We start from the raw sequence: 24,045 nt of genomic DNA, 5'->3' as shown, positions 1-24,045 counted from the left end.
TCCTTCCCCTACCGGACTCCCTATCGTATGGTGGCACCAACCAGCCCGCGCCAACGGGCCATCCGGAAACGCATATGCCCGATCCCGCCTGGTCGCTGCACTCCCGCCTGAAAGAGGACACCATCGACATCGGCGATCTGCCGCTGTCGAAGGTGCTGGTCATCAAGGACGCGCATTATCCCTGGCTGCTGCTGGTGCCGCGGCGGGTGGATGCGGTCGAGATCATCGACCTCGACGAGGTGCAGCAGGCGCAGCTGATGACCGAGATCTCCCGCGTTTCGCGCGCGCTCAAGGAGATCACCAAATGCGACAAGCTCAATATCGCAGCACTCGGCAACCTCGTGCCACAGCTGCACGTCCACATCATCGCGCGCCGGACCGGTGACGCGGCATGGCCGCGTCCGGTCTGGGGCGTGATGCCGCCTTTGGCGCACGACGCCACTGAAGTGCAGAATTTCATCAGCGCGCTGCGCCGAAAAATCTGGTTGGGTTGAAAGAATAACAATGTCAGCATTCGACTCGTTTCCACTGGGACAGCCGGCCTTCGTCACCAACGTCCTCGACCGCGCCGCGCATCTGCGCCGCGATGACGAAAAACTGTTCGCGCTGGAGCAGAAATCGTCCTCGCGCGCCTATGTCGCCTACCGAGACTCACTGCTGGTGAAGCGCGAGGGCGACAAGGTGCGCGCGCTGCTCAGAATGGACGAGGCGCTGAAATGCGGCGCCAATCCCGGCACGATCTTCTTAGGCCTTCGTGACGGCGCTGCCGTGTTCGGCATGGGCCTGTCGCAGGCCGCGGCCGAGAAGCTGATCGGACGCGAGGACTATACCGTCACCGAGCTGCGCGGCATGGCGATGCAGGGCGCGATCCCGCCCGACGAGCTCTCGGCAGTCGCGATGGCGAAGTCGATGGTGGGCTGGCATCAGCGCCACGGCTATTGCGCCAACTGCGGCGCCCGCACTGCGATGAAGGAAGGCGGCTGGAAGCGCGAATGCCCTACCTGCAAAGCCGAGCACTTTCCGCGCACCGATCCCGTCGTGATCATGCACGTCTCCTCCGGCGACAAATGCTTGCTCGGCCGCCAGAAGCAGTTTCCGCCGGGCATGTATTCATGCCTCGCCGGCTTCGTCGAGGCCGCCGAGACCATCGAGGACGCGGTGCGCCGCGAGATCTTCGAAGAATCCGGGATTCGCTGTACCGATGTGCAGTATTACATGACCCAGCCCTGGCCCTACCCGTCGTCGCTGATGATCGGCTGCAGCGCGCGGGCGCTGAACGAGGACATCGTCGTCGACCCCTCGGAGCTTGAGGACGCGCGCTGGTTCACGCGCGAGGAGGCCGCCCAGATGCTGACGCGGACCCATCCCGGCGGACTTGCCGGCCCGCATCCTTTCGCCATCGCCCATCATCTGCTAGGCCGCTGGGTGCACGCGAAGGGCTGATGACGCCGTAGTTGCTTCGCAACACATTGCAGCAGAACAGTTTTTTGGCGATTGCCGGATTCCGGCATCGCGCGGCCGTCGAGAATACGCGCTTGCCATAGAAAGATTTTCTCTATATCAGGGAAATCAGCCCCTGAAATGAAACAAAGTTCTTCAAATGACCGATGCTGCCGTCCAGATCCCCGAGACCAGCCGCCGCCTTGATGCCATCGACCGCAAGATTCTGATGGTGCTCCAGGAAGATGCTTCGCTCTCCGTCGCCGAAATCGGCGACCGCGTCGGACTGTCCTCGACCCCCTGCTGGAAGCGCATCCAGCGCCTGGAGGCCGACGGCGTGATCATCAAGCGCGTGGCGCTGGTGGACCAGAACAAGATCGGGCTCGGCATCTCCGTGTTCGTCTCGGTCGAGAGCGCCGACCATTCCGACGCCTGGCTCAAGAAGTTCGCCGAAGCTGTCAGCGCCATGCCCGAGGTGATGGAATTCTACCGGATGGCCGGCGACGTCGACTACATGCTGCGCGTCGTCGTCGCGGACATGCAGGCCTATGACGTCTTCTACAAGAAGCTGATCAGCGCCGTGCCGCTGAAGAACGTCACCTCGCGCTTTGCGATGGAGAAGATCAAGTCGGTCACGGCGCTGCCGATCCCGGCGGTGGTGGCGGCTTAGGCGGCAACCGAGACTGCTAACCTCGCCCCGCTTGCGGGGAGAGGTCGGATTGCGAAGCAATCCGGGTGAGGGGGTACAGGTCCCACTGCCATCACACGTGTGGAGAGAGGCCCCTCACCCCCAACCCTCTCCCCGTAAGAACGGGGCGAGGGAGCGCGCCGCCGTCGCGTCAGGCAGTCGTCAATCAGATCTTCTGATTGTACGCGCCGACCTCGGGATGGGTGCGCAGCACGCTGTTCACCATCTCGAACATGTCATGCATGCGCTGCTCGGAGACCGGACTCTCGACCACGACCACGAGCTCCGGCTTGTTGGAGGAGGCGCGCACCAGCCCCCAGCTGCCATCCTCGACCGTGACGCGCACGCCGTTGACGGTGACGAGATCGCGGATTGCCTGACCGCCGATCCTGACGCCCTGCGCCTGCAGTCCGTCGAAGTGCTTCACCACCTGGTCGATGACGCCGTATTTGACCTCGTCGGCGCAATGCGGCGACATGGTCGGCGATGACCAGGTTTTTGGCAGCGCGTTCTTGAGGTCGGCCATCGACTTGCCGGGCGCGCGGTCGAGCATGTCGCAGATCGCGAGCGCCGAAACCAGACCGTCGTCATAGCCGCGGCCATACGGCTTGTTGAAGAAGAAGTGGCCCGACTTCTCGAAGCCCGCGAGCGCGCCGGTCTCATTGGTGCGGCGCTTCATGTAGGAATGGCCGGTCTTCCAATAGGCGACCTTCGCGCCCTGCTTCTGCAACACCGGATCGGTGACGAACAGGCCGGTCGACTTCACGTCGACGATGAACTGCGCATCCTTGTGGATCGCCGACATGTCACGCGCCAGCATCACGCCGACCTTATCGGCGAAGATTTCCTCGCCGGTGTTATCGACGACGCCGCAGCGGTCGCCGTCGCCGTCGAAGCCGAGGCCGACATCGGCCTTGTGCTGCAGCACCGCATCGCGGATCGCGTGCAGCATTTCCATGTCTTCCGGATTCGGGTTGTATTTCGGGAAGGTGTGGTCGAGCTCGGTGTCGAGCGGGATCACCTCGCAGCCGATCGCCTCCAGCACCTGCGGCGCGAACGCACCCGCGGTGCCGTTGCCGCAGGCGGCGACGACCTTGAGCTTGCGCGTCAGCTTCGGACGGCTGGTGAGATCGGCGATGTAGCGCGCTGGATAATTCTCGTGGAATTGATAGGAGCCGCCGGCCTTGTTCTGGAAATCGGCATTGAGCACGATCTCTTTCAGCCGCGTCATCTCCTCGGGACCAAAGGTCAGCGGGCGGTTGGCGCCCATCTTCACGCCGGTCCAGCCATTGTCGTTGTGCGAGGCCGTGACCATGGCGACGCAGGGCACGTCGAGATCAAACTGCGCGAAATAGGCCATCGGCGTCACCGCAAGGCCGATGTCGTGCACCTTGCAGCCCGCCGCCATCAGGCCGGAGATCAGCGCGTATTTGATCGAGGCCGAATAGCCGCGGAAGTCGTGGCCGGTGACGATCTCCTGTTTGACGCCGAGCTCCGCGATCAGTGCGCCCAGCCCCATGCCGAGCGCCTGCACACCCATCAGGTTGATTTCCTTCTGGAACAGCCAGCGCGCGTCGTATTCGCGGAAACCCGTCGGCTTCACCATCGGCTCGGATTCGAAGGCGTAGGTGTTGGGCAGCAATACCGGTTTCGGCTTGGGAAACATTGAGACAATCTCGCGGAAAAGGACAGGAATTGGCGCAGCCTTAGCGAATGCCGGGCCGCAGCGGAAGGCGGGAATGGCAGCTTATGGCGGATAATTGCGGCAGTTTGGTAACGGGAAAACGCGGCCTAGCGCGAGACTTTCCGCCTGCCGTCCCGAAAATTGACGCGAACGACCATTCGCCGGCGCGGTCAGGAGCTTCTACTGCTCCAGCACCATCTGGCCGTTGGCGTATTCGAAGCGCTTGAGGCGGGACAGGAAGGAGAGGCCGAGCAGGTTCTCCGACAGCGCCTCGTCCGGCAGCACCATGGCATCGACATCGCGCACGACGAGGCCGCCGACATCCAGCATGGCGATGCGGGTGCGCGCGGCCTTGATGGTGCCGTTGGCGGTGGAGACGGTGGCGTTGTACTCGCCGCGTGACGGGCGCAGGCCGAAGCGGGCGGCCGAGGTCTCGTTCAGCGCCACCACGGAGGCGCCGGTGTCGACCATGAAGCCGACGCGCTGGCCCTCGATGCGGCCTTCGGTCTGGAAATGGCCGCGGCGATCGCGCGGGATGTTGAGGGTGCGGCCGGCGGCCGGCGCCGCGGTTGCAACCGCGACCGTCGTGCGCGGCACTGACGTGGCGGAGGCCGAGCTCATCCTGTCCGCCACCTGCGCCATGAAGGTGCCGAGACCGATCATCACGGCCGCGAAGATCATTATGTTACGCATCACACCACGTCCGAGCCGGAAAGCTCGATTTCATCACGCGCCACGGTTATCCGCGAGCGAGGCCACGGCTAAGGCGGTGCTATTTTGACGAAAAGGATGAGCGGGCGGTTAATGCGCGGTCTTGATTTCTCACGTCCCGCGCGGCTTCACCCGCCGGGTCGGCAGCGCGCTGGCCGGATCGTCCGGCCAGGGATGGCGCGGGTAGCGGCCGCGCAGCTCGGAGCGCACCGCGGCGTAGCTGCCGCGCCAGAAGCCGGGCAGATCGCGCGTCACCTGCACCGGGCGCTGCGCCGGCGACAGCAATTCCAGCACCAGCGGCACCTTGCCTGCGGCGACCGACGGATGGGTGTTGAGGCCGAACAATTCCTGGAGCCGCACCGCGATGGTCGGCCCCTGCTCGGCCTCGTAGTCGATCGCGAGCACGCTTCCGGTCGGCGCCTCGAAATGCGTCGGCGCCTCGCGGTCAAGCCGCGCGCGCATCTCCCAGGGCAGCAGCGCCATCAGCGCATCGGAGAGATCGCCGGCGGAGATGTCCTTGAGCGCAATCTTGTCGTAGAGCGCCGGCACCAGCCAGTCGTCACGGCGCGCGATCAGCCCGTCGTCCGATACATCAGGCCAGCTGTCGCCCTCGGCCTTGCGCAAGAACATCACGCGGTCGCGCCATTGCTTGGCAGCTTTCGACCAGGGCAGCCGGTCGAGGCCCGCGGCGATCAGGCCGTCGGCAAAGATGCGCGCGGTGTCTTCCGAAGGCGAGACGGCCATCGTCGCCTCGGAGAGTGTGATCGCGTGCAGCGCGCGCTTGCGCCGTGCGCGTAACGCCATCGCGCCGCGATCGAAGGAGATCTCGTCAACGCTTTCGATATGCTCGGCGAAATGCCGCTCGATTTCGTCCTGCGTGATTTGCGCGGCGAGCAGGATGCGTCCGCTCGCGGCCGTTCCCGTCATCTCGCCGATCGCGATATAGGGCGCGCGGGCGAGCGAGGAGGTCTGCTCCACGGCGGCGCCGCGGCCATTGGCGAGCACGAAACTGCCGTTGCCGCGGTTGCGCGCGACGCGGTCCGGGAAGGCATAGGCGAGCATCAGGCCGGTGGAGAGGTCATCCTGCTGCCCCGGCTTTTCCGACGCTGCGACCTGAGAGGCCCAGCGCCGCGCCAGATCGCGGGCGCTCGCGGCGCGCGGCGAACGATCACGGTGGAACTGGTCGCGGCGGTGCTCGAGATCGACACTGTCGCCCCCCAGCCCGCGCTCCGTGATGATGGCCGCGATCTCGGCGGCGGCTTCGCCTTCGCCGGCACGATGCGAATCCACGATCATGCGCGCCAGCCGCGGCGGCAGCGCCAGCGCGCGCAGGCTCCTGCCCTCCGCGGTGATGCGCCCGTCCCCGTCGAGCGCGTTGAGCTCAGACAGCAGGCTTTTCGCTTCCTTCCAGGCCGGCTGCGGCGGCGGATCCAGGAACGACAGCGCTGCGGGATCGCTGACGCCCCATTGCGCGAGGTCGAGCACCAGCGAGGACAGGTCGGCGCTCAAAATTTCCGGCTGGGTGTAGGGCGCGAGCGAGGCGGTCTGCGGCTCGTCCCAGAGCCGGTAGCACACACCGGGCTCGGTGCGGCCGGCGCGGCCGCGGCGCTGATCCACCGCCGCGCGCGCGGCGCGCACGGTCTCGAGCCGGGTCAGACCGATGTCGGGCTCGTAGCGCGGTACGCGGGCAAGGCCGGAATCGACCACGATGCGCACGCCTTCGATGGTGAGCGAGGTCTCCGCGATCGAGGTCGCCAGCACCACTTTTCGCGTGCCCTTCGGCGCCGGCGCGATGGCGCGGTCCTGCACGGCGGCATCGAGCGCGCCGAACAGCGGCACGATCTCGACGGAGGCGTCCTGCACGCGCTCGGCGAGGAAATTCTGGGTACGGCGGATTTCGGCGGCGCCGGGCAGGAACGCCAGAACCGAACCGGTGTCGGCGCGCAGCGCAGAGGCGATCGCATCCGCCATCTGCCGCTCGATCGGCGCATCGGTCTTGCGGCCGAGATAGCGCGTCTCGACCGGAAAGGCGCGGCCTTCGCTTTCGACGACGGGCGCCTCGCCCAGCAGCTTTGCAACGCGCGCGCCGTCGAGCGTTGCCGACATCACGAGGATACGTAAGTCCTCGCGCAAGCCCTGTTGCGCGTCCCGCGCCAGCGCGAGGCCGAGATCAGCGTCGAGCGAGCGCTCGTGGAATTCGTCGAACAGGATGGCGGCGACACCTGAGAGTTCAGGGTCGTCGAGAATCTGGCGTGTGAAAATGCCTTCGGTCACGACCTCAATGCGCGTCGCGCGCGAGATCTTCGAGCCGAAGCGGACGCGGTAGCCGACGGTTTCGCCGGTGCGCTCGCCGAGCGATTTCGCCATGCGGTCGGCGCTGGCGCGCGCAGCGATGCGGCGCGGCTCCAGCACGATGATCTTCTTGCCCTTCGCCCAGGGCGCCTCGAGCAGCGCGAGCGGCACCCGCGTAGTCTTGCCGGCACCAGGAGGGGCGACCAGCACGGCGGCGTTGTGCGCCTCCAGCGTGCGCGACAAATCGTCGAGCACGGCGTCGATCGGGAGGGGCGTGTCGAAGCTGCGGGGCAAAAGTCCTGGTCCGTCACCGTCCGCCTTGTGCGCGTTTGCGCACAGGGGCAGACAATCCAATCAACTCAGATCCCGGCCATTCCGGAGATTTGTGCGTACTGGATACCCCTTCGGTTCACGAAACAAGTGCAACACCTGCTAAGGTGTTGTTGCGATGGGACGATGTTATGGCCAGCTCAGCCTTGAGGAGCGCGTTGAGATATACCGCCTGCATGCAGGCGGTATATCTCAAAACCAAATTGCGGCGGCCCTGGGCCGGTCGCCTTCCACGATCAATCGGGAACTTAGGCGCAATTCCAAGCGGACGAAGGCTTGGGCCGGCGGGTATGAGCCGGTCCGCGCCCAGCAATTGGCCGAGCGACGGAGGCGATGGGATTGTCGCTTCAAGCTGGCGCGCCAGTCAGACCTGCGAAGATGCGTCGGCAAAAGCCTTGCGATGGGACATTCGCCGGAGCAGATCGCCGGCCGACTGGCGCTGAAGCATGGTCGCGTCATCATTAGCCATGAGTCAATCTATCGTTTCATCTATCATCGGACGGCCCAGAAGGATTACTGGTATCGTCTGCTGCCCCGTCACAAGAAAATGCGAGGGCGCCGGCGACGGGGCGGCAGCTCCGCCAGCCTCATAAAACAGCGGCGCTCGATCACAGAACGGCCCATTGAGGTCGAAGGCCGCCAGGTGCCGGGCCATTGGGAGGCCGACTTCATGATGTTCTCCCGATCCGGTCAGGGGCTGATGGTTCTCCATGAACGACACAGCCGCTTCAACCTGGTTCACCGCCCCGTTGACCGAAAAGCTATTCCCACCGCTCGAGCCATCGCCCGCCAGCTCGGCAAACTGCCACCAGCGATGCGCCAAACCATCAGCTTCGACAATGGCAACGAGTTTGCCGAGCACCATCGGCTTCACGATATCCTCGGCGTTCAGACTTTCTTCTGTGATCCTCACAGCCCTTGGCAAAAAGGCGGCGTTGAAAACTCGATCGGCCGCTTGCGACGCTCGCTGCCTCGCAAGACGGATCTCGATCTCCTCACGGCTGCCGATCTCAGACGATATGTTCAGCGCCTCAACAACACCCCACGCAAATGCCTGGACTTCAAGACACCCGCCGAGGCATTCTCCGACCTTAGATCAACCGTTGCACTTCAAACGTGAATCCATCCCCGGCCTTCGCGGGGTACGACAATCATGGGTGGCGATCAGCCTTGCACCGGCGGACGGCCGACGCTCTCATAGGTGAAGCCAGCGGCTTTCATCTCTTCGGGGCGGTAGATGTTGCGGAGGTCGACGACGACGGGCTGCGCCATGACGCTCTTCAGCCGGTCGAGATCGAGGCCGCGGAACTGGGTCCATTCAGTGACGACGACGAGCGCGTCGGCGCCTTGCGCGCAGGAATAGGCATCCTCGCAATAGGTGATATTGGGCAGCTCACTCTTCGCCTGCTCCATGCCGACGGGATCGAACGCCCTGACCTTCGCACCCATGTCGATCAGGCCGGTGACCAGCGGGATCGACGGCGCATCGCGCATGTCGTCGGTGTCGGGCTTGAAGGTGAGGCCGAGCACCGCGATGGTCTTGCCACGCAGGGAGCCGCCGAGCGCCTGGCTGACTTTCCGCGCCATCGCGCGCTTGCGGTTCTCGTTGACCGCCAGCACGGATTCGACGATGCGCAGCTGCACGTCATGGTCCTGCGCGATCTTGATCAGCGCCTTGGTGTCCTTGGGGAAGCAGGAGCCGCCGAAGCCCGGGCCGGCATGCAGGAATTTGGTGCCGATGCGGTTGTCGAGGCCAATGCCGCGCGCGACCTCCTGGACGTTGGCACCCGCTTTCTCCGAGAGATCGGCGATCTCGTTGATGAAGGTGATCTTGGTCGCGAGGAAGGCATTGGCGGCGTATTTGATCATCTCCGCGGTGCGGCGCGCGGTGAACATCAGCGGCGCCTGGTTCAGCGACAGCGGCCGATAGATGTCGCCCATCACCTTGCGGCCGCGCTCGTCGGAGGTGCCGACCACGATACGGTCGGGGAACTTGAAGTCGCGGATCGCCGCGCCCTCGCGCAGGAATTCGGGGTTGGAGGCGACGACCACATCGGCCTTGGGATTGGCCTCGCGGATGATGCGCTCGACCTCGTCGCCGGTGCCCACCGGCACGGTCGATTTGGTGACGACGACGGTGAAGCCCGACAGCGCCTGCGCGATCTCTTTGGCGGCGGCGTAGACATAGGACAGATCGGCGTGGCCGTCGCCGCGGCGCGACGGCGTGCCGACCGCGATGAACACGGCGTCGGCTTCGGCGACCGGCTTCGACAGATCGGTGGTGAAGTCCAGCCGCCTGGCCCTGACGTTATTGGCGACGAGCTCGTCGAGGCCGGGCTCGTAGATCGGAATCTCGCCGCGATGAAGCGCCGCGATCTTCCTCTCGTCCTTGTCGACGCAGGTGACGTCGTGACCGAAATCCGCAAAGCAGGCCCCGGACACCAGTCCCACATAGCCCGTGCCGATCATCGCGATTCGCATGAAAAACCCTGTTCTGGCTTGGTTAACGAAACCCCAATTCGGGGCGGTTTAGCACTTTCCGGCGGGGAGGGAACAGTCCGCATGCAAAAACCGGCACGCGAATTGAACCGGTAAAGAAGTCGGAAACCACTGCGATCCAGACTGCCCCACGCCCACACAGAGCCGGGCGGAACACGCCTCGAAACAGGACACCATGGCATCATCAGGTACAATCGCCGCGAGCGGAAGCCCGAAGGCCCCGACTGCCGCGCGTGTCGACTGGGTCGACTACGCCAAAGGCATCTGCATCGTCATGGTGGTGATGATGCATTCGGTGCTGGGGGTCGAGCTCGCCGCCGGCGAGACCGGTTTCATGCATGTCCTGGTGGCCTTCGCAAAGCCGTTCCGGATGCCCGATTTCTTCCTGATTTCGGGCCTGTTCCTGCCACTGGTGATCGATCGGGACTGGCGAACCTATCTCGACCGCAAGGTGGTGCATTTCGCCTATTTCTATGTCGTTTGGGTGACAATCCAGTTCGGCTTCAAGGCGCCCGTCTTCGCGGCGCAGACGGGCTGGCGCGAGGCCGGCCTGCTGTATCTGGAATCCTTCATCGAGCCGTTCGGCACGCTGTGGTTCATCTATCTGCTTCCGGTGTTCTTCGTCGTCACAAAATTGACACGCAAAATCCCGCCGTTCGCGATCTGGATCATCGCCGCCGCGCTGGAGACGGCGCGCATCTCGACCGGCTGGACCGCGATCGACGAGTTCTGTGCGCGCTTCGTGTACTTCTATTCGGGCTATCTGTTCGCGCCTTACGTGTTCGCGCTGTCGGAGCGCGCGCGCAGGCATCCCGCGCTTGCGCTGGCCGGGCTCGCAACCTGGGCACTGGTCAATGCCGGTCTCGTCGCCCATGGCGCCAGCGAGTGGAAGATCGTCTCGCTCGTGCTTGGATTTGCCGGCGCGTGTGCCATCATCATATCAGGCACGCTGCTCGCACGCGCGCATTGGCTGAACTCCTTCCGCTTCTGCGGCGAGCATTCGATCGTGATCTATCTCGCTTTCTTCCTGCCGATGGCCGCAACCCGCACATTGCTGCTGCGTACCAGCGTCATTGCCGATATCGGCACGGTCTCGCTGATCGTCACCATCGTCGGCGTACTTGGATCGCTCGCGATCTGGCAGGCCGCCTTGCGCCTCAACGCCCACTTCCTGTTCGAACGGCCGGATGCGTTCTGGATCGCGCCGAAGAAGGCGGGGCCCGTCTTGCAGGCGGCGGAGTAGCTGCATTCTCGGTGTCGTCGCCCGGCTTGCCGTCTTCGCTAAAGCTTCGCCGGCCCAATACCGAAGAGCCCGGCGAAGCCTTGGCATAGCCGGGACCGGGCGACCCAGTATTCCAGAGACAGCAATTGTTGACCGATACGCCGCGGCGTCCTGGATTCCCCGCTTTCGCGGGGAATGACGGCGGGGGGTGTGGGGAATGACAGTGGGGATAGCGGCAACCGCAAGCCAAAAATCCCCCTCCCGAGGCTGTCAAAGCCCGCAAAAATTCATACATTGCGGCCATGCCCAAAACATCGCCGAAGACCGCCACCAAAGCTGACACCCAGGCCACGCCGAAGGCTGCGGCCGAAAACAAACCTGCCGCGACAGCTGTTGCCAAACCGGTCGCGGCGAAGGCGGTTGGCAAGGGCGACCACGTCTTCCTGGTCGACGGTTCCTCCTACATCTTTCGCGCCTATCACGCGCTGCCGCCGCTGAACCGCAAGTCCGACGGCTTGCAGGTCAATGCCGTGCTCGGCTTCTGCAACATGCTGTGGAAGCTGCTCCGCGACATGCCCGAGGACAACCGGCCGACGCATCTGGCCATCGTGTTCGACAAGTCGGAGATCACCTTCCGCAACAAGATCTACCCCGAATACAAGGCGCACCGGCCGCCGGCGCCTGATGACCTGATCCCGCAATTTTCGCTGATCCGCGAAGCGGTCCGCGCCTTCGACCTGCCGTGCCTGGAACAGGTGGGCTTCGAGGCCGACGATCTCATCGCGACCTATGTGCGGCAGGCCTGCGAGCGCGGTGCGACCGCGACCATCGTGTCCTCCGACAAGGATTTGATGCAGCTCGTCACCGATTGCGTCACCATGTACGACACCATGAAGGACCGCCGCATCGGCATCCCCGAGGTGATCGAGAAGTTCGGCGTGCCGCCGGAGAAGGTGGTCGAGGTGCAGGCGCTCGCCGGCGATTCCACGGACAACGTGCCTGGTGTGCCCGGCATCGGCATCAAGACCGCCGCGCAGCTGATCGTCGAATATGGCGATCTCGACCAATTGCTGTTCCGCGCCGGCGAGATCAAGCAGCCGAAGCGGCGCGAGGCGCTGCTCGAGAACGCGGAGAAGGCGCGGATCTCGCGCCAGCTCGTGCTGCTCGACGACAAGGTTGACCTCGAGGTGCCGCTCGACGACCTCGCCGTCCACGAGCCCGATGCGCGCAAGCTGATCGCGTTCCTGAAGGCGATGGAATTTTCGACGCTGACGCGCCGCGTCGCCGATTATTCGCAGATCGATCCCGCCAGTGTCGACGCCGATCCCGGCTACGCCAGCGGCGCCAGCGTGTTCTCGCCGCTACCGCCCTCGGATGTGGTGCCCGCGCCGGGACCGGGCACACCGGCGCAAGCCGCCCCTCGCGATCCCAACAAGTCGGCGGGCAAGGAGGACAAGGCCGCGAGCCCGAAGGGCGCGCCGATCTCGCTGGCCGCCGCACGCGAAGAGGCGCTGCGCAAGCTTCCGGTCGATCGCAGCAAATACCAGACGATCAAGACGCTGAAAGAGCTCAACGCCTTCATCGCGCGCATCCACGATGCCGGTCATGTCGCGATCGAGATCCAGGCGAACTCGATCGACCCGATGCAGGCCGATCTCTGCGGCATCGCGCTGGCGCTGGCGCCAAACGAGGCCTGCTATGTGCCGCTGGCGCACAAGCAATCCGGCGGCGGCGCCGGCCTGTTCGACGCCGGCCTCGCGCCCGACCAAGTCAGGCATGACGACGCGATCGAAGCGCTGCGGCCGGTGCTGGAATCACCGGGCATCCTCAAGATCGGCTTCGACGTCAAGTTCGCCGCGGTGATGCTGGCGCAGCACGGCATCACCTTGCGCAACACCGACGATGCCCAGCTCGTCTCCTATGTGCTCGACGCCGGCCGCGGCTCGCACGCGATCGAGCAGCTTGCCGAGCGCTGGTTCGGCCACGCCATGCTGAAGCAGAACGAGTTGCTTGGCAGCGGCAAGGGCAAGATCACCTTCGACCAGGTGCCGATCGAGAAGGCGGCGCCGCTGTCGGCGGAAGGTGCCGACATGGCCCTGCGGGTCTGGCGCGTGCTGAAGCCCCGCCTCGTCGCCGAGCACATGACCACGGTCTATGAGACGCTGGAGCGGCCGCTGGTCGCGGTGCTGGCGCGCATGGAGCGGCGCGGCATCTCGATCGACCGCCAGGTCTTGTCGCGGCTCTCGGGCGAGTTCGCCCAGACCGCCGCGCGCGTCGAGGCCGAGATCCAGGAGATCGCGGGCGAGCCGGTCAACGTCGGCAGCCCCAAGCAGATCGGCGACATCCTGTTCGGCAAGATGGGATTGCCGGGTGGCAGCAAGACCAAGACCGGCGCATGGTCGACCACCGCGCAGGTGCTCGACGAGCTCGCCGAGCAGGGCTACGACTTCCCGAAGAAGATTTTGGAGTGGCGCCAGGTCTCGAAGCTGAAATCGACCTACACCGACGCGCTGCCGACCTATGTCCATCCGCAGACCCATCGCGTCCACACGACATACGCTCTGGCCGCGACCACGACGGGCCGGCTGTCGTCGAACGAGCCGAACTTGCAGAACATTCCGGTGCGCACCGAGGACGGCCGCAAGATCCGCCGCGCCTTCGTCGCAACGCCCGGACACAAGCTCGTCTCGGCCGACTATTCGCAGATCGAGTTGCGCCTGCTGGCGGAGATCGCCGACATTCCCGTGCTGAAGCAAGCGTTCCGCGACGGCCTCGACATTCACGCCATGACGGCATCGGAAATGTTCGGCGTGCCGATCGAGGGTATGCCCAGCGAGATTCGCCGCCGCGCGAAAGCAATCAATTTCGGCATCATCTATGGCATCTCGGCCTTCGGCCTCGCCAACCAGCTCGGGATCGCGCGCGAGGAAGCCGCGGCCTACATCAAGAAGTACTTTGAGCGCTTCCCCGGCATCCGCGCCTATATGGACGAGACCAAGGAGGCATGCCGCAAGAACGGCTATGTGACGACGCTGTTCGGCCGGAAGATGTACTATCCCGACATCAAGGCGTCGAACGCCTCGGTGCGCGCCTTCAACGAACGCGCCGCGATCAATGCACGCCTGCAAGGCACCGCCGCCGATATCATCCGCCGCGCCATGATTCGCATGGAAGACGCGCTCGCGGCGAAGAAGCTCTCGGCGCAGATGCTCTTGCAGGTGCACGACGAACTGATCTTCGAGGTGCCGGACGCCGAGGTCGAGGCGACGCTGCCCGTGGTGCAGCACGTGATGCAGGACGCGCCGTTCCCGGCCGTGCTGCTCTCACTGCCGCTGCATGTCGACGCGCGCGCGGCAAACAATTGGGACGAGGCGCACTGATCTTTCCTACCTCGCCCCGCTTGCGGGGAGAGGTCGGATCACATCGCCAGATGTGATGCGGGTGAGGGGGTACAGGTCCATCGACGACCTCAAGTGTGGAGAGAGGCCCCTCACCCCATCCCTCTCCCTGCAAGAGCGGGGCGAGGGAGCGCACCGCGTTCGCCGCACCATGTCGAATTGTCCTCCGAGCAATTGCGCGATGGCTCCGCGGTCTCACGCATATTAGAACCGTGCCATCTCCCGCACCGGTTCACCCATGCCCCACAATTCCGCCCTGCTCGGTTTCGCTCTCGTCTGCCTCGGTCTCGTGCTCACGCCGGGGCCGAACATGATCTACCTGATCTCGCGCTCGATCACGCAAGGACCCGCGGCCGGCATCGTCTCGCTCGGCGGCGTTGCGCTCGGCTTCGTGTTCTACATGCTGTGCGCGGCGTTCGGCATCACGGCGCTGCTGCTCGCGATTCCCTTTGCCTATGACGCACTGCGCTTTGCCGGCGCCTTCTATCTCTTGTGGCTCGCCTGGCAGGCCGTGAAGCCGGGCGGGCGCTCGCCATTCCAGGTCAAGCAACTCGCAATCGACAGCCCGCGCAAATTGTTCGCGATGGGCTTCGTCACCAATCTGCTCAACCCGAAGATCGCGATGCTGTATCTGGCGCTGCTGCCGCAGTTCATCGATCCCGCCGCCGGCAGTGTGCTGACGCAGTCGGTGGTGCTCGGCGCGATCCAGATCGCGATCAGCGTCAGCGTCAATGCGATGATCGCCCTCGCCGCCGGATCGATCGCGCTATTCCTGGCGAGCCGGCCGAGCTGGATGCTGGTGCAGCGCTGGCTGATGGGCACGGTGCTGGCCGGCCTTGCGGTCAGGATGGCGGTGGAAGCAAAGAAGGTGTGAGCTTTTATTTACCCTCCCCTGGAGGGTAAGTAGATCAATCCAGCTTCGCGTCCATCCCCCGCTTCACTCCTGGGCGCGCCATCAGAGCGTCATACCAGCGCTTGACGTTGGGGAAGTCGGCCAGGTCAACCTTGTGGCGAGGGTGGCGCCAGGCCCAGCCCAGGATGGCGAAATCGGCAACCGAGAGGTCGCCTGCGACGAAATCGTGGTCCGCCAGCCGGCGGTCCAGCACGCCGTAGAGCCGGCGCGTTTCGGCCATGTAGCGCTTCAGGCCGTAGGCGCGGTCCTGCTCGTTCTCAAGCGCGATGAAATGATGCACCTGGCCGGGCATCGGGCCGAAGCCGCCCATCTGCCACATCAGCCATTCATAGACGGGAATGCGCGCGACAAGCGATTTCGGCAGGAATTTGCCGGTCTTCTCGCCGAGATAGAGCAGGATCGCGCCGGACTCGAAGATGCCGACCGGCTTGCCGTCCGGCCCCTCGGGGTCGAGGATCGCGGGGATCTTGTTGTTCGGGGAAAGTTTGAGGAACCCGGGCGCCATCTGCTCGCCCTTGGTGATGTTCACCGGGACCACCTTGTAGGGCAGCCCCATTTCCTCCAGCGCGACCGAGATCTTGCGGCCATTCGGCGTGTTCCAGGTGTGCAGCTCGATCGTCATTGCCCGTTTCCTTCCCCGCTGATCTGGCATCCCACTACTCCAGGACGTTGCGGCCTTACAACCAGCGGTTCGGCATGGATGCCCTGTTGACGGTGGTTTTGCGGACCCTGCCCCCTCTTTCATGTCGCAGCGGTCGCGGATAAATTCCGCCTCCTCTCAAAACGCCGTTCGAGGGACCACAGTGTCGAAATCCGCCTCCCGCGCCCGTCTGTTCGAAATCATCCGCCGGCGCTCCTTCGGCCGCGGCGAGGTGACGCTCGCGTCGGGCCGCAAGAGCGATTTCTACTTCAACCTCAAGCCGACCATGCTCGACCCCGAGGGCGCGACCCTGCTCGCCGAACTGACCTATGAGGCGCTGAAGGACGACCAGCTCGATTTCATCGGCGGGCTCGAGATGGGCGCGGTGCCGCTCGCCGGCGCGCTGGCGCAGATCTCCTGGATCAAGGGCCATCCGATTGCGGCCTTCTTCGTGCGCAAGAAGCCGAAGGAGCACGGCGCAAAACTCGCGATCGAAGGGCTGCCCAAAGGCGAGACGCTTCAGGGCAAGCGCGTCGTGATCGTCGAGGATGTCACCACCACGGGCGGCTCGGCGATGAAAGCGGTGGAATCCGTGCGCGAGACCGGCGCCGAAGTCGTGCTGGTGCTGACGATGGTCGACCGCGAGGAAGGCGCCACCGACACGTTTGGCAAGGCCGGGCTGCCGTTCCGCTCGTTGTACAAGGCGTCGGAGTTTTTGAAGGCGTGATGGGGCGAAGCATCCTTCGCCGCCACGCCCGGGCGTGGCCCGGAAGCAACGATCGTTCGGAAGCTGTGCCTGGCCCTAAAGAGGCCACCACCTTGTCTTGAAACCGCCTCCGCTCAACTGCTCATTTACCATCGCGCACTATGGTGAATCATGTGCTGCGACCTCAAAGGTCTCGGCCTGTTCAGTAGCGTCGGGTGGAGTGAGCATTGCGTACACACTTGTCCCATGCGCGGCGGCGGCCTCGCGCAGTGCTTGTAGCCAGCCTCCTTGCGGCTCCAATGCTGGCAGCTCCCACTCCGGTTTCGGCCGAAGGCCTGTTCGACTTCCTCTTCGGCGGCCTGCAGCAGCAGCGACCGCAGCGTGAGGCGCCGCAGCAGCCGAGCTCCTATGCCGATCCCTTCACGGGCCAGCAGAACGCCGCAACCCCGCAATATGTGCCGCCGACACGCTCGGCGGCAGCCGGCGGCTCCGGCCCGGCCTTCTGCGTGCGCAGTTGCGATGGCAAATATTTTCCGCTGATGCGTGGCCTCGTCTCGCCGGCGCAGATGTGTCAGGCGTTCTGTCCCGCCAGCGCGACCAAGGTCTATTTCGGCTCCTCGATCGATGGCGCCTACTCGCAGACCGGCGAGCGCTACGCTGACAGCGAGAACGCGTTCGCCTATCGCAAGGCACTGCGCTCGGACTGCACCTGCAATGGCCGCGAGCCGGCCGGCCTCGCCCCGGTCGATCTGGCGCTGGACTCCTCGCTGAAGGCCGGCGACGTCATCGCTACCAGCGACGGCCTCGTCGCCTATACCGGCATCCGCGTCGGCAACGACCAAGCCGCCGACTTCACTCCGGTCGCCTCCTATCCGGGCCTCACCGCGCAGGTCCGCGCGCGCCTGGGCGAGATGAAAGTTGCGCCCGTGCGGGCCGAAACGGTGTCGGCAGATGCGCCGGCCCAGGCCGAGATCGTGCGCGAGGCGCTGCCTGACGTGACGGTGCCGAAGACACAGCCGAAGCCGGCGAAGCGGGCGGGATTGGATTAGCTCAGTCTCGTGTCCCGGACGCGGCGCGGCATGCAATGACGCGACGCAGAGCCGGGACCCAGAACGCCGCGAGCATGGGCCCCGGCTCTGCAGCGCACCGCTCAAGAAGCGCTGCGCTGCGTCCGGGGGACGCAACTACCTTCCAATGATCACCCCGATCACATTCGGCGCGGCCAGATATTTCTCCTCAATCGCCGCGCGCGCGGCGGCGCGGTTTTCAGCCGTCAGCAGGCCGCGCTTCTCGGCCAGGATCATCCAGCAGAAGCCCCACCAGTCGGTCAGCATGCCCGTCTCGCCGATGAGGTCATAGCCCTGCTCGGCCGCGAAAATCCGCGCATGCGCTTCGTCGAGCGTGTCGAGGAACAGATGGTCCTCGGACGAAAACAGATCGTCGCTGATGTCGTCGATGGTGTAGCCCCAGATCGACTGGCATACCGCGTTGAACTCGCGGTCGAACTGGTCGTCATCGACCGCGTGACGCCGCGCCGCCTGATGCAGCCGTGACAGCGAGCGCGCGAAATCCGCGATGCGGGTGAGGGCAAACTGATCGAAAGCAATGTTGGACATGTAGTCCCCGCAGAGTCTGACAGACGCTAGATATGGTATCGGCAACGCGCCGAATCACAATGATATATCAAAGACTTGCTAAAGTGTTCTTAATTTGTTCCGGCGCACGCCGGAATCTCAGTAACAACGCGAGGCCGCAATGGCGTGGACGCGGCGGTCGCCGAGCAGATGGGCGATAAAGCCGTTCCTCGGGAAGATCTTAGCAAAGGCCGCGTCGCGGATGCTGAGGCCGCCGGCATAGGCGCCGAAGGCGGGCATCACGGCGCGCATCCCGTCGCTGGCGAAACAGCGGCGCTCCATCGAACGACCGCGCGCGGAGACGCGCGCCTTGGGGTGCAGATGGCCGGCGATCTCGCCATGCGCGCCGGTCGGCTCGTGGCGGAAGGTGATTGGGCCGATCGCGACCCCCTCGGCGACCGTGCCGCCGAGATCGCGCGGCAGCATGGGGTCGTGATTGCCCGAGATCCAGATCCAGTCGCGGCCGGTCTGGAGCGCCGCAACGGCGTCGCGATCGTCCCTCGAGAGGCGCTCATGTGCGGTGCGATCGTGAAAACTGTCACCGAGCGCGATGACGGTGCGCGGATCATGGCGGGAGATGACAGCAGCAAGCCGGCTCAGCGTTGCCAGCGTATCATAAGGCGGCAGCAGCACGCCGCGCGTGGCGAAGCTCGAACCTTTTTCAAGATGCAGATCGGAGACGACGAGCAGGCGCTGCTCTTCCCAAAACAGCGCGCCCGACAGATCGGCCGCGAAGGTCACATCGCTGATGCTGACTCTGGAAACGCGCATGTCCTCGACATCTCCTGAAACCTGCGCGCCCGCCGTCACGTCAAACCTGCTCTTATCCCATCGCCTCTTTGACCAGCTCGTCGGCGGCCTCCGCCAACAGCTCGTCGCCAGCTTCGCCATAAACTGACTCGCGGCCGATTTCCAGCATCACGGGCACGGCGAGCGGGGAGACGTGGTCGAGTTCCCGGTGCGTGATGCGGCCCTGAATGCGGGTGAGCATGTCGCTGAGGCGGCGCAGATCGAGCAGGCCGGTGGCGGCATCGGCGCGGGCGGCGCGCAGCAGGACGTGGTCGGCCTGGTGTTTTCGCAAGACGTCGTAGACGAGGTCAGTGGAGAACAGCACTTGGCGGCGGCTCTTCTCCTCGCCGGTATGCCGACGCGCGATCAGGCCGGAGATGATCGCGCAATTGCGGAAGGTGCGCTTCATCAGCGCGGATTCGGCGAGCCAGGCCTCGAGGTCGTCGCCGAGCATATCCGGGTCGAACAGCGCGTCGAGGTCCAGCCTGCCGTTGCGGATCATGAACGACGTGTCGCCAAGGCCCCAGATCGCCACCGCATATTCATTGGCGACGAAGCCGAGCGGACGGGCGCGGGCGCGCTCGAGCCGGCGCGTCAACAGCATGCCGAGGGTCTGGTGCGCCAGCCGCCCTTCGAAGGGGTAGCAGACGATGTAATGCTTGTTGGCGCGCGGGAAGCTCTCGACCAGCAGTTCGCGTACGGCCGGCACGCGTGAGACGTCCTTCTGTTGCGACAGCCAGTCGCGCACCTGCTCCGGCAAAGCCCCCCATGCGCGCCCGTCATCGAGCAGGCGGCGGACGCGCTCGGCGAGATAGGTCGAGAGCGGAAACTTGCCGCCCATATAGGACGGTACCTTCGGGTCCTTCTCATGCGCGCGCGAGACATAGACCTGGTCCTCGACCAGGGTTTCGTAGCGCACCACCTCGCCTGAGAACACGAAGGTGTCGCCGGGCGAGAGGCCCTCGATGAAAGCCTCCTCGATCTCACCGAGCAACCGGCCGCCACGCGCGATCACGCCGGTCGACCCCGTTCCACCGCCGCGCGAGCGCACCAGCCGCACCTTCAGCATGTCGTCCTCGACGATGGTGCCGACATTCATCCGGTAGCTCTGTCGCACCTTTGGATTGGCGACGCGCCAGCGGCCCTCCTTGTCCTGCTTGATGCGGGCGAAGCGCTCATAGGTCTTGAGCGCGTAGCCGCCGGAGGCGACGAAATCGACGACGTCGTCGAAATCCGGCCGCGTGAGACCTGCGTAGGGCGCGGCGGCGCGGATTTCGCCGTAGAGCTCGTCACTCAGGAACGGCTCGCCGCAGGCGCAGCCGAGCACATGCTGGGCCAGCACGTCGAGCGCGCCGGTGCGCAACGGCGGCGTGTCCTGCGCGTTCTCGGCGATGGCATCGATGGCGACCCGGCATTCCAACACCTCGAACCGGTTGGCGGGCACCAATACCGCGCGCGAGGCTTCGTCCAGGCGGTGGTTGGCGCGACCGATGCGCTGCATCAGGCGCGATGAGCCTTTTGGCGCGCCGATGTTGACGACGAGATCGACGTCGCCCCAGTCGACGCCGAGGTCGAGCGAGGAGGTGCAGACCACGCCGCGCAGGCGTCCTGCCGACATGGCGTCCTCGACCTTGCGGCGCTGGGCGACGTCGAGCGAGCCGTGATGCAAAGCGATGGCAAGGCCGTCATCGTTCATGCTCCAGAGATTCTGGAACAGCATCTCGGCCTGGCTGCGGGTGTTGACGAACACCAGCGTGGTCTTGTTCGCCTTGATCAGCTCGTAGATCTCGGGGAGCGCATGGCGCGCGCTGTGGCCGGCCCAGGGCAGCCGCTCGCGGGTGTCGAGCATCTCGACCAGCGGCGGCGCCGCGCCGCCGGCGACAACGATGTCGGCCGATACGGCGCTGTCCTTCGGCTGTGGGACCAGGAATCGTGCCAGCGATTCCGGCTCGGCCACCGTCGCCGACAGGCCGATCGCGCGCATCTGCGGCGCCAGTCGCCACAACCGCGCCAAGCCGAGCGAGAGCAGATCGCCGCGCTTCGAGGTCACCAACGCATGCAGCTCGTCCAGCACGATGCGCTTCAGCGAGGAGAATAGGAACGGTGCGTCATCGGAGGACAGCAGCAGGGCGAGCTGCTCCGGCGTCGTCAGCAGGATGTCCGGCGGATAGCGCCGCTGCCGCTGCCGCCGCGACACCGGCGTGTCGCCGGTGCGGGTCTCCACCTTGATCGGCAGCCCCATCTCGGCGACCGGCCGCTCGAGGTTGCGGGCGATGTCAACGGCGAGCGCCTTGAGGGGGGAGATGTAGAGGGTGTGGAGGCCGGCGCTGCGCTGAACGCGGCGGCCGGTGGAGACGAGACTTTGCTTCGCACTTGCATCCCGTGCGGGAGACGACAGCTCCACCAGCGTCGGCAGGAAGCCCGCCAGCGTCTTGCCGGCGCCGGTCGGCGCGATCAGCAGCGCGCTAGCGTCCTCGCGCGCTTTCTCCAGCAGCGCGAGTTGATGCGCGCGCGGCGACCAGCCGCGGGCCGCGAACCACGCCTGGAAGCGGTCGGGCAGCAGCGTGGTCGGCTTGGCCGGGATGTCGAGGATGCGGGGCGGCACGGCATGACAGGTAAGCCGTGGGCGCGGGTTCGTCGAGGGGTGGGGCGGGGCTTCCTTCGCCTCTCCCCGCGTGCGGGGAGAGGCCGGAATTTGCGCGCCAGCGCGAATTCCGGGTGAGGGGGAGTCTCCGCGCATCCAACTGCCAGCGTCCCTGCGGAGACTCCCCCTCACCCTACCCTCTCCCCGCAAGCGGGGCGAGGGAAGAGACATGCCGTCCTACTCCGACATCGGCTTGTCGGAGATGTCCCAATCCTTGCCGCTGAAGGTGGAGATGAACAGCGTCTTCATCGGGGTGTAGTCCTCGGGCGTGTAGCTGTAGGTGACGCCGTCGAGGAAATAGGGCGAGTGGAAGCCGTTGAGATTCGAGGCCTGCTTCAGCACGTTGGCGCGGGTGAGATCGTCGCCGCAGCGGCGCAGGATCTCGCCCATCGTCACCGCCTGGCCGTAGCCGGCAAAGGCGATGGTGTTGTCGGGATCGATGGCCGGCGTGTACTTCTTGCGCAGCTCCTCAAACGCCATCACGTCCGGGTCCTTCTCCCATTTCGGCAGGCCGACCTCCTTGTTGTAGCGGATGGCGACAATGCCGGTGCAGTTCTCAAGGCCCGCGGCGTTGAGAATCGAGCGGCCGGTCGAGCCGGCGGACAGCAGCTGCAGTGGCTTCCAGCCGAGCTCGGCCACTTTCCGGATCGATTGCGACGACGCCTTGCCGGTGGAGATGTTGTAGAAGACGTCCGCGCCCGATTTCGAGAGATTGATGAGCTGGGAATCGACGGTCGGATCGGTGAGATCGTAGGTCTGCTCCATGATCACCTGCGCGGTGCCGCCGACGTCGGCCAGCACCTTCTTGAACGGACCCAAGAAGTCGCGGCCGAAATCGTCATTCTGGTAGAGAATGCCGACCTTGGCGTTCGGCTTCACGCTGACGACGTGCCGCGCCAGGATGCGTGCCTCGGTCGGATAAAGCGGCAGGCCCGCCATGGTCCATTTGAACTCCTTCGGGTTATTCCATTTCGACGCGCCGGTGTTGAGCAGCAACTGCGGCACCCCCTTGGAGTTCAGGTATTTGTGCACGGAGGTCTGCGGCGCGGTGCCGAGCGAACCGTAGAGCGCGAGCACTTCCTCCTGCTCCACCAGGCGCCGCGTCGCCTCGACGCATTTCGGCGCGCTGTAGGCATCGTCCATGGTCAGGAATTTGACCTTGCGTCCGTTGATGCCGCCCTTCTCGTTCAGCATCTGGAAATAGGCCTCGCCGATGCGCCCGAGCACGCCGTAGAGCGAACCGGGGCCGGAATGCGGCACGGTCTGGCCGATCTTGATCTCGGTGTCGCTGGCGCCGGCATCGTATTTCTTCTCCGCGGCCCAGACATACGGCGCGGGCAGCACGGACGCAGCGATGGTGGCGAGCGCGGCGGCGCCGACATCGCGCCGCGATGGATTCTTCGTCATTGTTGTTTCTCTCCCTGTGCGCGCATTGTGCTGGCATCGCCGCACAGCTCGCAAGTGGGAAGTCGCAGCTTTGCGACGCAATGACGCTCAAATCGGCTGGCGGCTAGCGCCTAGACTCAAGTTTTCTCGGCAACAACGACGAGGCCGCGTACCGGCTCGTTGTTCTCGTTGCGCGGCGAGGCCGGCTCCAGGGTCAGCAGCTTGAGCCCGGCTCCGGCGATGGCTCCGCGCACGTATTCCGCGGCATGGGCATAGCGCAGACCTTCGCCGAGAACGATGCCGCTGCCGTCATGCGTCTCCAGCGTGAAGGCGAGCACGCCGCCGGATACGAGCACGCGCCTGGCTTCGGTGAGCACCGGCGCGAGATCGGAGAGATAGACGAACGCATCCGCCGCCACGACCAGGTTCGCACTGGCATCGCTCTTGCCGCGCAAGCCGTCGATCATGTCGGCGACCTCGAACTCGGCATAGAGGCCGGTGGCGCGCGCCTGCTTGATCATGCCGGGTGACAGATCGATTCCGACGAACTGATCGACCTGTCTTGCGAAGGCCGCGGCCGCAAGCCCGGTGCCGCAACCAAGGTCGATGGCGCGCTTGAACAGCGCGGGCTTCTTCGCCGCGACGCGGGCGGCGAGCACGGCCTTGAAAATCAGCGATGGCGCGCGATAGCCGAGATCGTTGATCAGCACGTCCTCGAAGCGCGGCGCATATTGATCGAACAGGGCCTGCACGTAGGCCTTGGGCATCTCGGACAATTGCTCATCGCCCAATCGGATCAAATGCAGGCCGGCGCCGTGCTGGTCAGCAGGATCGGATCGGCGCGCCTCGCGAAAGGCGGCGATCGCCTTGTCGCGCTCGCCGAGCTGGCTGCGGATTTCGCCAAGCGTAAACCAGGCCGACGTGAAGCTCGGCGCGAGCTCGAGCGCCTGCTCCAGCAGGTCGGCAGCGGCCGGCAGATCGCCCTTGAGCTGGAGGTCGCGCGCGAACTCGAAGCGGCGGTCGGCCATCAGATCGCCGGAGGACAAGAACAGGCGCAGGGGCATCTTTG

19 protein-coding genes are annotated in these 24,045 nt (G+C 65.1%); 9 read left to right on the top strand and 10 right to left on the bottom strand.

Annotated elements, in window-relative coordinates; genetic code table 11:
- The first annotated feature begins 74 nt into the window (after positions 1-74).
- The 3 genes from JJB99_RS04300 (at position 75) to JJB99_RS04290 (ending at position 2,110) form a co-directional block, all read left to right on the top strand.
- Positions 75-494: an HIT domain-containing protein gene (locus tag JJB99_RS04300; RefSeq protein WP_200497556.1), complete on the top strand. Its 420-nt coding sequence runs from the start codon at positions 75-77 to the stop codon at positions 492-494.
- A 10-nt stretch (positions 495-504) separates the two neighbouring features.
- Positions 505-1,443 (top strand): NAD(+) diphosphatase, encoded by a 939-nt coding sequence (gene nudC, locus JJB99_RS04295; RefSeq protein WP_200497555.1) that lies wholly within the window; start codon positions 505-507, stop codon positions 1,441-1,443.
- Between the two features lie 157 nt (positions 1,444-1,600).
- Positions 1,601-2,110: an Lrp/AsnC family transcriptional regulator gene (locus JJB99_RS04290; protein ID WP_200497554.1), complete on the top strand. Its 510-nt coding sequence runs from the start codon at positions 1,601-1,603 to the stop codon at positions 2,108-2,110.
- Between the two features lie 184 nt (positions 2,111-2,294).
- Here JJB99_RS04290 and JJB99_RS04285 read toward each other — a convergent pair whose 3' ends face one another.
- The 3 genes from JJB99_RS04285 to hrpB form a co-directional block, all read right to left on the bottom strand.
- Positions 2,295-3,794, bottom strand: a complete 1,500-nt coding sequence (locus tag JJB99_RS04285) for a phosphomannomutase/phosphoglucomutase (protein ID WP_200497553.1) — start codon at positions 3,792-3,794, stop codon at positions 2,295-2,297.
- Positions 3,795-3,992: 198 nt separating this feature from the next.
- On the bottom strand, positions 3,993-4,505 hold the full coding sequence (locus JJB99_RS04280) for a TIGR02281 family clan AA aspartic protease (protein ID WP_200497552.1): 513 nt from the start codon (positions 4,503-4,505) through the stop codon (positions 3,993-3,995).
- Positions 4,506-4,634: 129 nt separating this feature from the next.
- The gene (gene hrpB / locus JJB99_RS04275; RefSeq protein ID WP_200497551.1) at positions 4,635-7,109 is read right to left on the bottom strand and encodes an ATP-dependent helicase HrpB; all 2,475 of its coding nucleotides are present in this window, start codon (positions 7,107-7,109) and stop codon (positions 4,635-4,637) included.
- A gap of 154 nt (positions 7,110-7,263) precedes the next feature.
- Here hrpB and JJB99_RS04270 point away from each other — a divergent pair, with 154 nt between their 5' ends.
- Entirely contained in the window at positions 7,264-8,265 is a 1,002-nt protein-coding gene (locus JJB99_RS04270; RefSeq protein ID WP_200495045.1) for an IS30 family transposase, read from the top strand.
- A 44-nt stretch (positions 8,266-8,309) separates the two neighbouring features.
- On the opposite strand, the gene JJB99_RS04265 is transcribed toward JJB99_RS04270, so the two are convergent.
- Positions 8,310-9,626, bottom strand: coding sequence for a UDP-glucose dehydrogenase family protein (locus JJB99_RS04265; RefSeq protein WP_200497550.1), 1,317 nt, complete (start codon positions 9,624-9,626; stop codon positions 8,310-8,312).
- Positions 9,627-9,819: 193 nt separating this feature from the next.
- On the opposite strand from JJB99_RS04265, the gene JJB99_RS04260 reads away from it, so the two are divergent.
- The 3 genes from JJB99_RS04260 (at position 9,820) to JJB99_RS04250 (ending at position 15,138) form a co-directional block, all read left to right on the top strand.
- On the top strand, positions 9,820-10,887 hold the full coding sequence (locus JJB99_RS04260) for an acyltransferase family protein (protein ID WP_200497549.1): 1,068 nt from the start codon (positions 9,820-9,822) through the stop codon (positions 10,885-10,887).
- Between the two features lie 281 nt (positions 10,888-11,168).
- Complete coding sequence (gene polA, locus JJB99_RS04255) at positions 11,169-14,246, top strand: DNA polymerase I (protein WP_200497548.1); 3,078 nt, start codon at positions 11,169-11,171, stop codon at positions 14,244-14,246.
- 256 nt (positions 14,247-14,502) lie between these two features.
- Positions 14,503-15,138 carry a LysE family translocator gene (locus JJB99_RS04250; RefSeq protein WP_200497547.1) on the top strand — a complete coding sequence of 212 codons (636 nt, stop codon included), beginning with the start codon at positions 14,503-14,505 and terminating at the stop codon, positions 15,136-15,138.
- 34 nt (positions 15,139-15,172) lie between these two features.
- Here JJB99_RS04250 and JJB99_RS04245 read toward each other — a convergent pair whose 3' ends face one another.
- Entirely contained in the window at positions 15,173-15,799 is a 627-nt protein-coding gene (locus tag JJB99_RS04245) for a glutathione S-transferase family protein (RefSeq protein WP_200497546.1), read from the bottom strand.
- 181 nt (positions 15,800-15,980) lie between these two features.
- On the opposite strand from JJB99_RS04245, the gene pyrE reads away from it, so the two are divergent.
- Both pyrE and JJB99_RS04235 read left to right on the top strand, forming a co-directional pair.
- Positions 15,981-16,544 (top strand): orotate phosphoribosyltransferase, encoded by a 564-nt coding sequence (gene pyrE, locus JJB99_RS04240; protein WP_200497545.1) that lies wholly within the window; start codon positions 15,981-15,983, stop codon positions 16,542-16,544.
- 278 nt (positions 16,545-16,822) lie between these two features.
- Positions 16,823-17,572: a DUF2865 domain-containing protein gene (locus tag JJB99_RS04235; protein WP_246775141.1), complete on the top strand. Its 750-nt coding sequence runs from the start codon at positions 16,823-16,825 to the stop codon at positions 17,570-17,572.
- Positions 17,573-17,707: 135 nt separating this feature from the next.
- On the opposite strand, the gene JJB99_RS04230 is transcribed toward JJB99_RS04235, so the two are convergent.
- The 5 genes from JJB99_RS04230 to JJB99_RS04210 form a co-directional block, all read right to left on the bottom strand.
- Positions 17,708-18,139 (bottom strand): hypothetical protein, encoded by a 432-nt coding sequence (locus JJB99_RS04230; protein ID WP_200497543.1) that lies wholly within the window; start codon positions 18,137-18,139, stop codon positions 17,708-17,710.
- A 117-nt stretch (positions 18,140-18,256) separates the two neighbouring features.
- Positions 18,257-18,928, bottom strand: a complete 672-nt coding sequence (gene pdeM, locus JJB99_RS04225) for a ligase-associated DNA damage response endonuclease PdeM (RefSeq protein ID WP_200497542.1) — start codon at positions 18,926-18,928, stop codon at positions 18,257-18,259.
- A 52-nt stretch (positions 18,929-18,980) separates the two neighbouring features.
- Positions 18,981-21,551 carry a ligase-associated DNA damage response DEXH box helicase gene (locus tag JJB99_RS04220; protein ID WP_200497541.1) on the bottom strand — a complete coding sequence of 857 codons (2,571 nt, stop codon included), beginning with the start codon at positions 21,549-21,551 and terminating at the stop codon, positions 18,981-18,983.
- Between the two features lie 216 nt (positions 21,552-21,767).
- Positions 21,768-22,997, bottom strand: coding sequence for an ABC transporter substrate-binding protein (locus JJB99_RS04215; protein WP_200497540.1), 1,230 nt, complete (start codon positions 22,995-22,997; stop codon positions 21,768-21,770).
- 116 nt (positions 22,998-23,113) lie between these two features.
- Entirely contained in the window at positions 23,114-24,040 is a 927-nt protein-coding gene (locus tag JJB99_RS04210; RefSeq protein ID WP_200497539.1) for a class I SAM-dependent DNA methyltransferase, read from the bottom strand.
- Positions 24,041-24,045 lie beyond the last annotated feature (5 nt).

Origin of the sequence: Bradyrhizobium diazoefficiens, assembly GCF_016616235.1 — a bacterium.
GTDB lineage: Bacteria > Pseudomonadota > Alphaproteobacteria > Rhizobiales > Xanthobacteraceae > Bradyrhizobium > Bradyrhizobium diazoefficiens_H.
The sequence above is the reverse complement of the archived record's forward strand: the minus strand, read 5'-3'. Positions and strand labels throughout refer to the sequence as shown.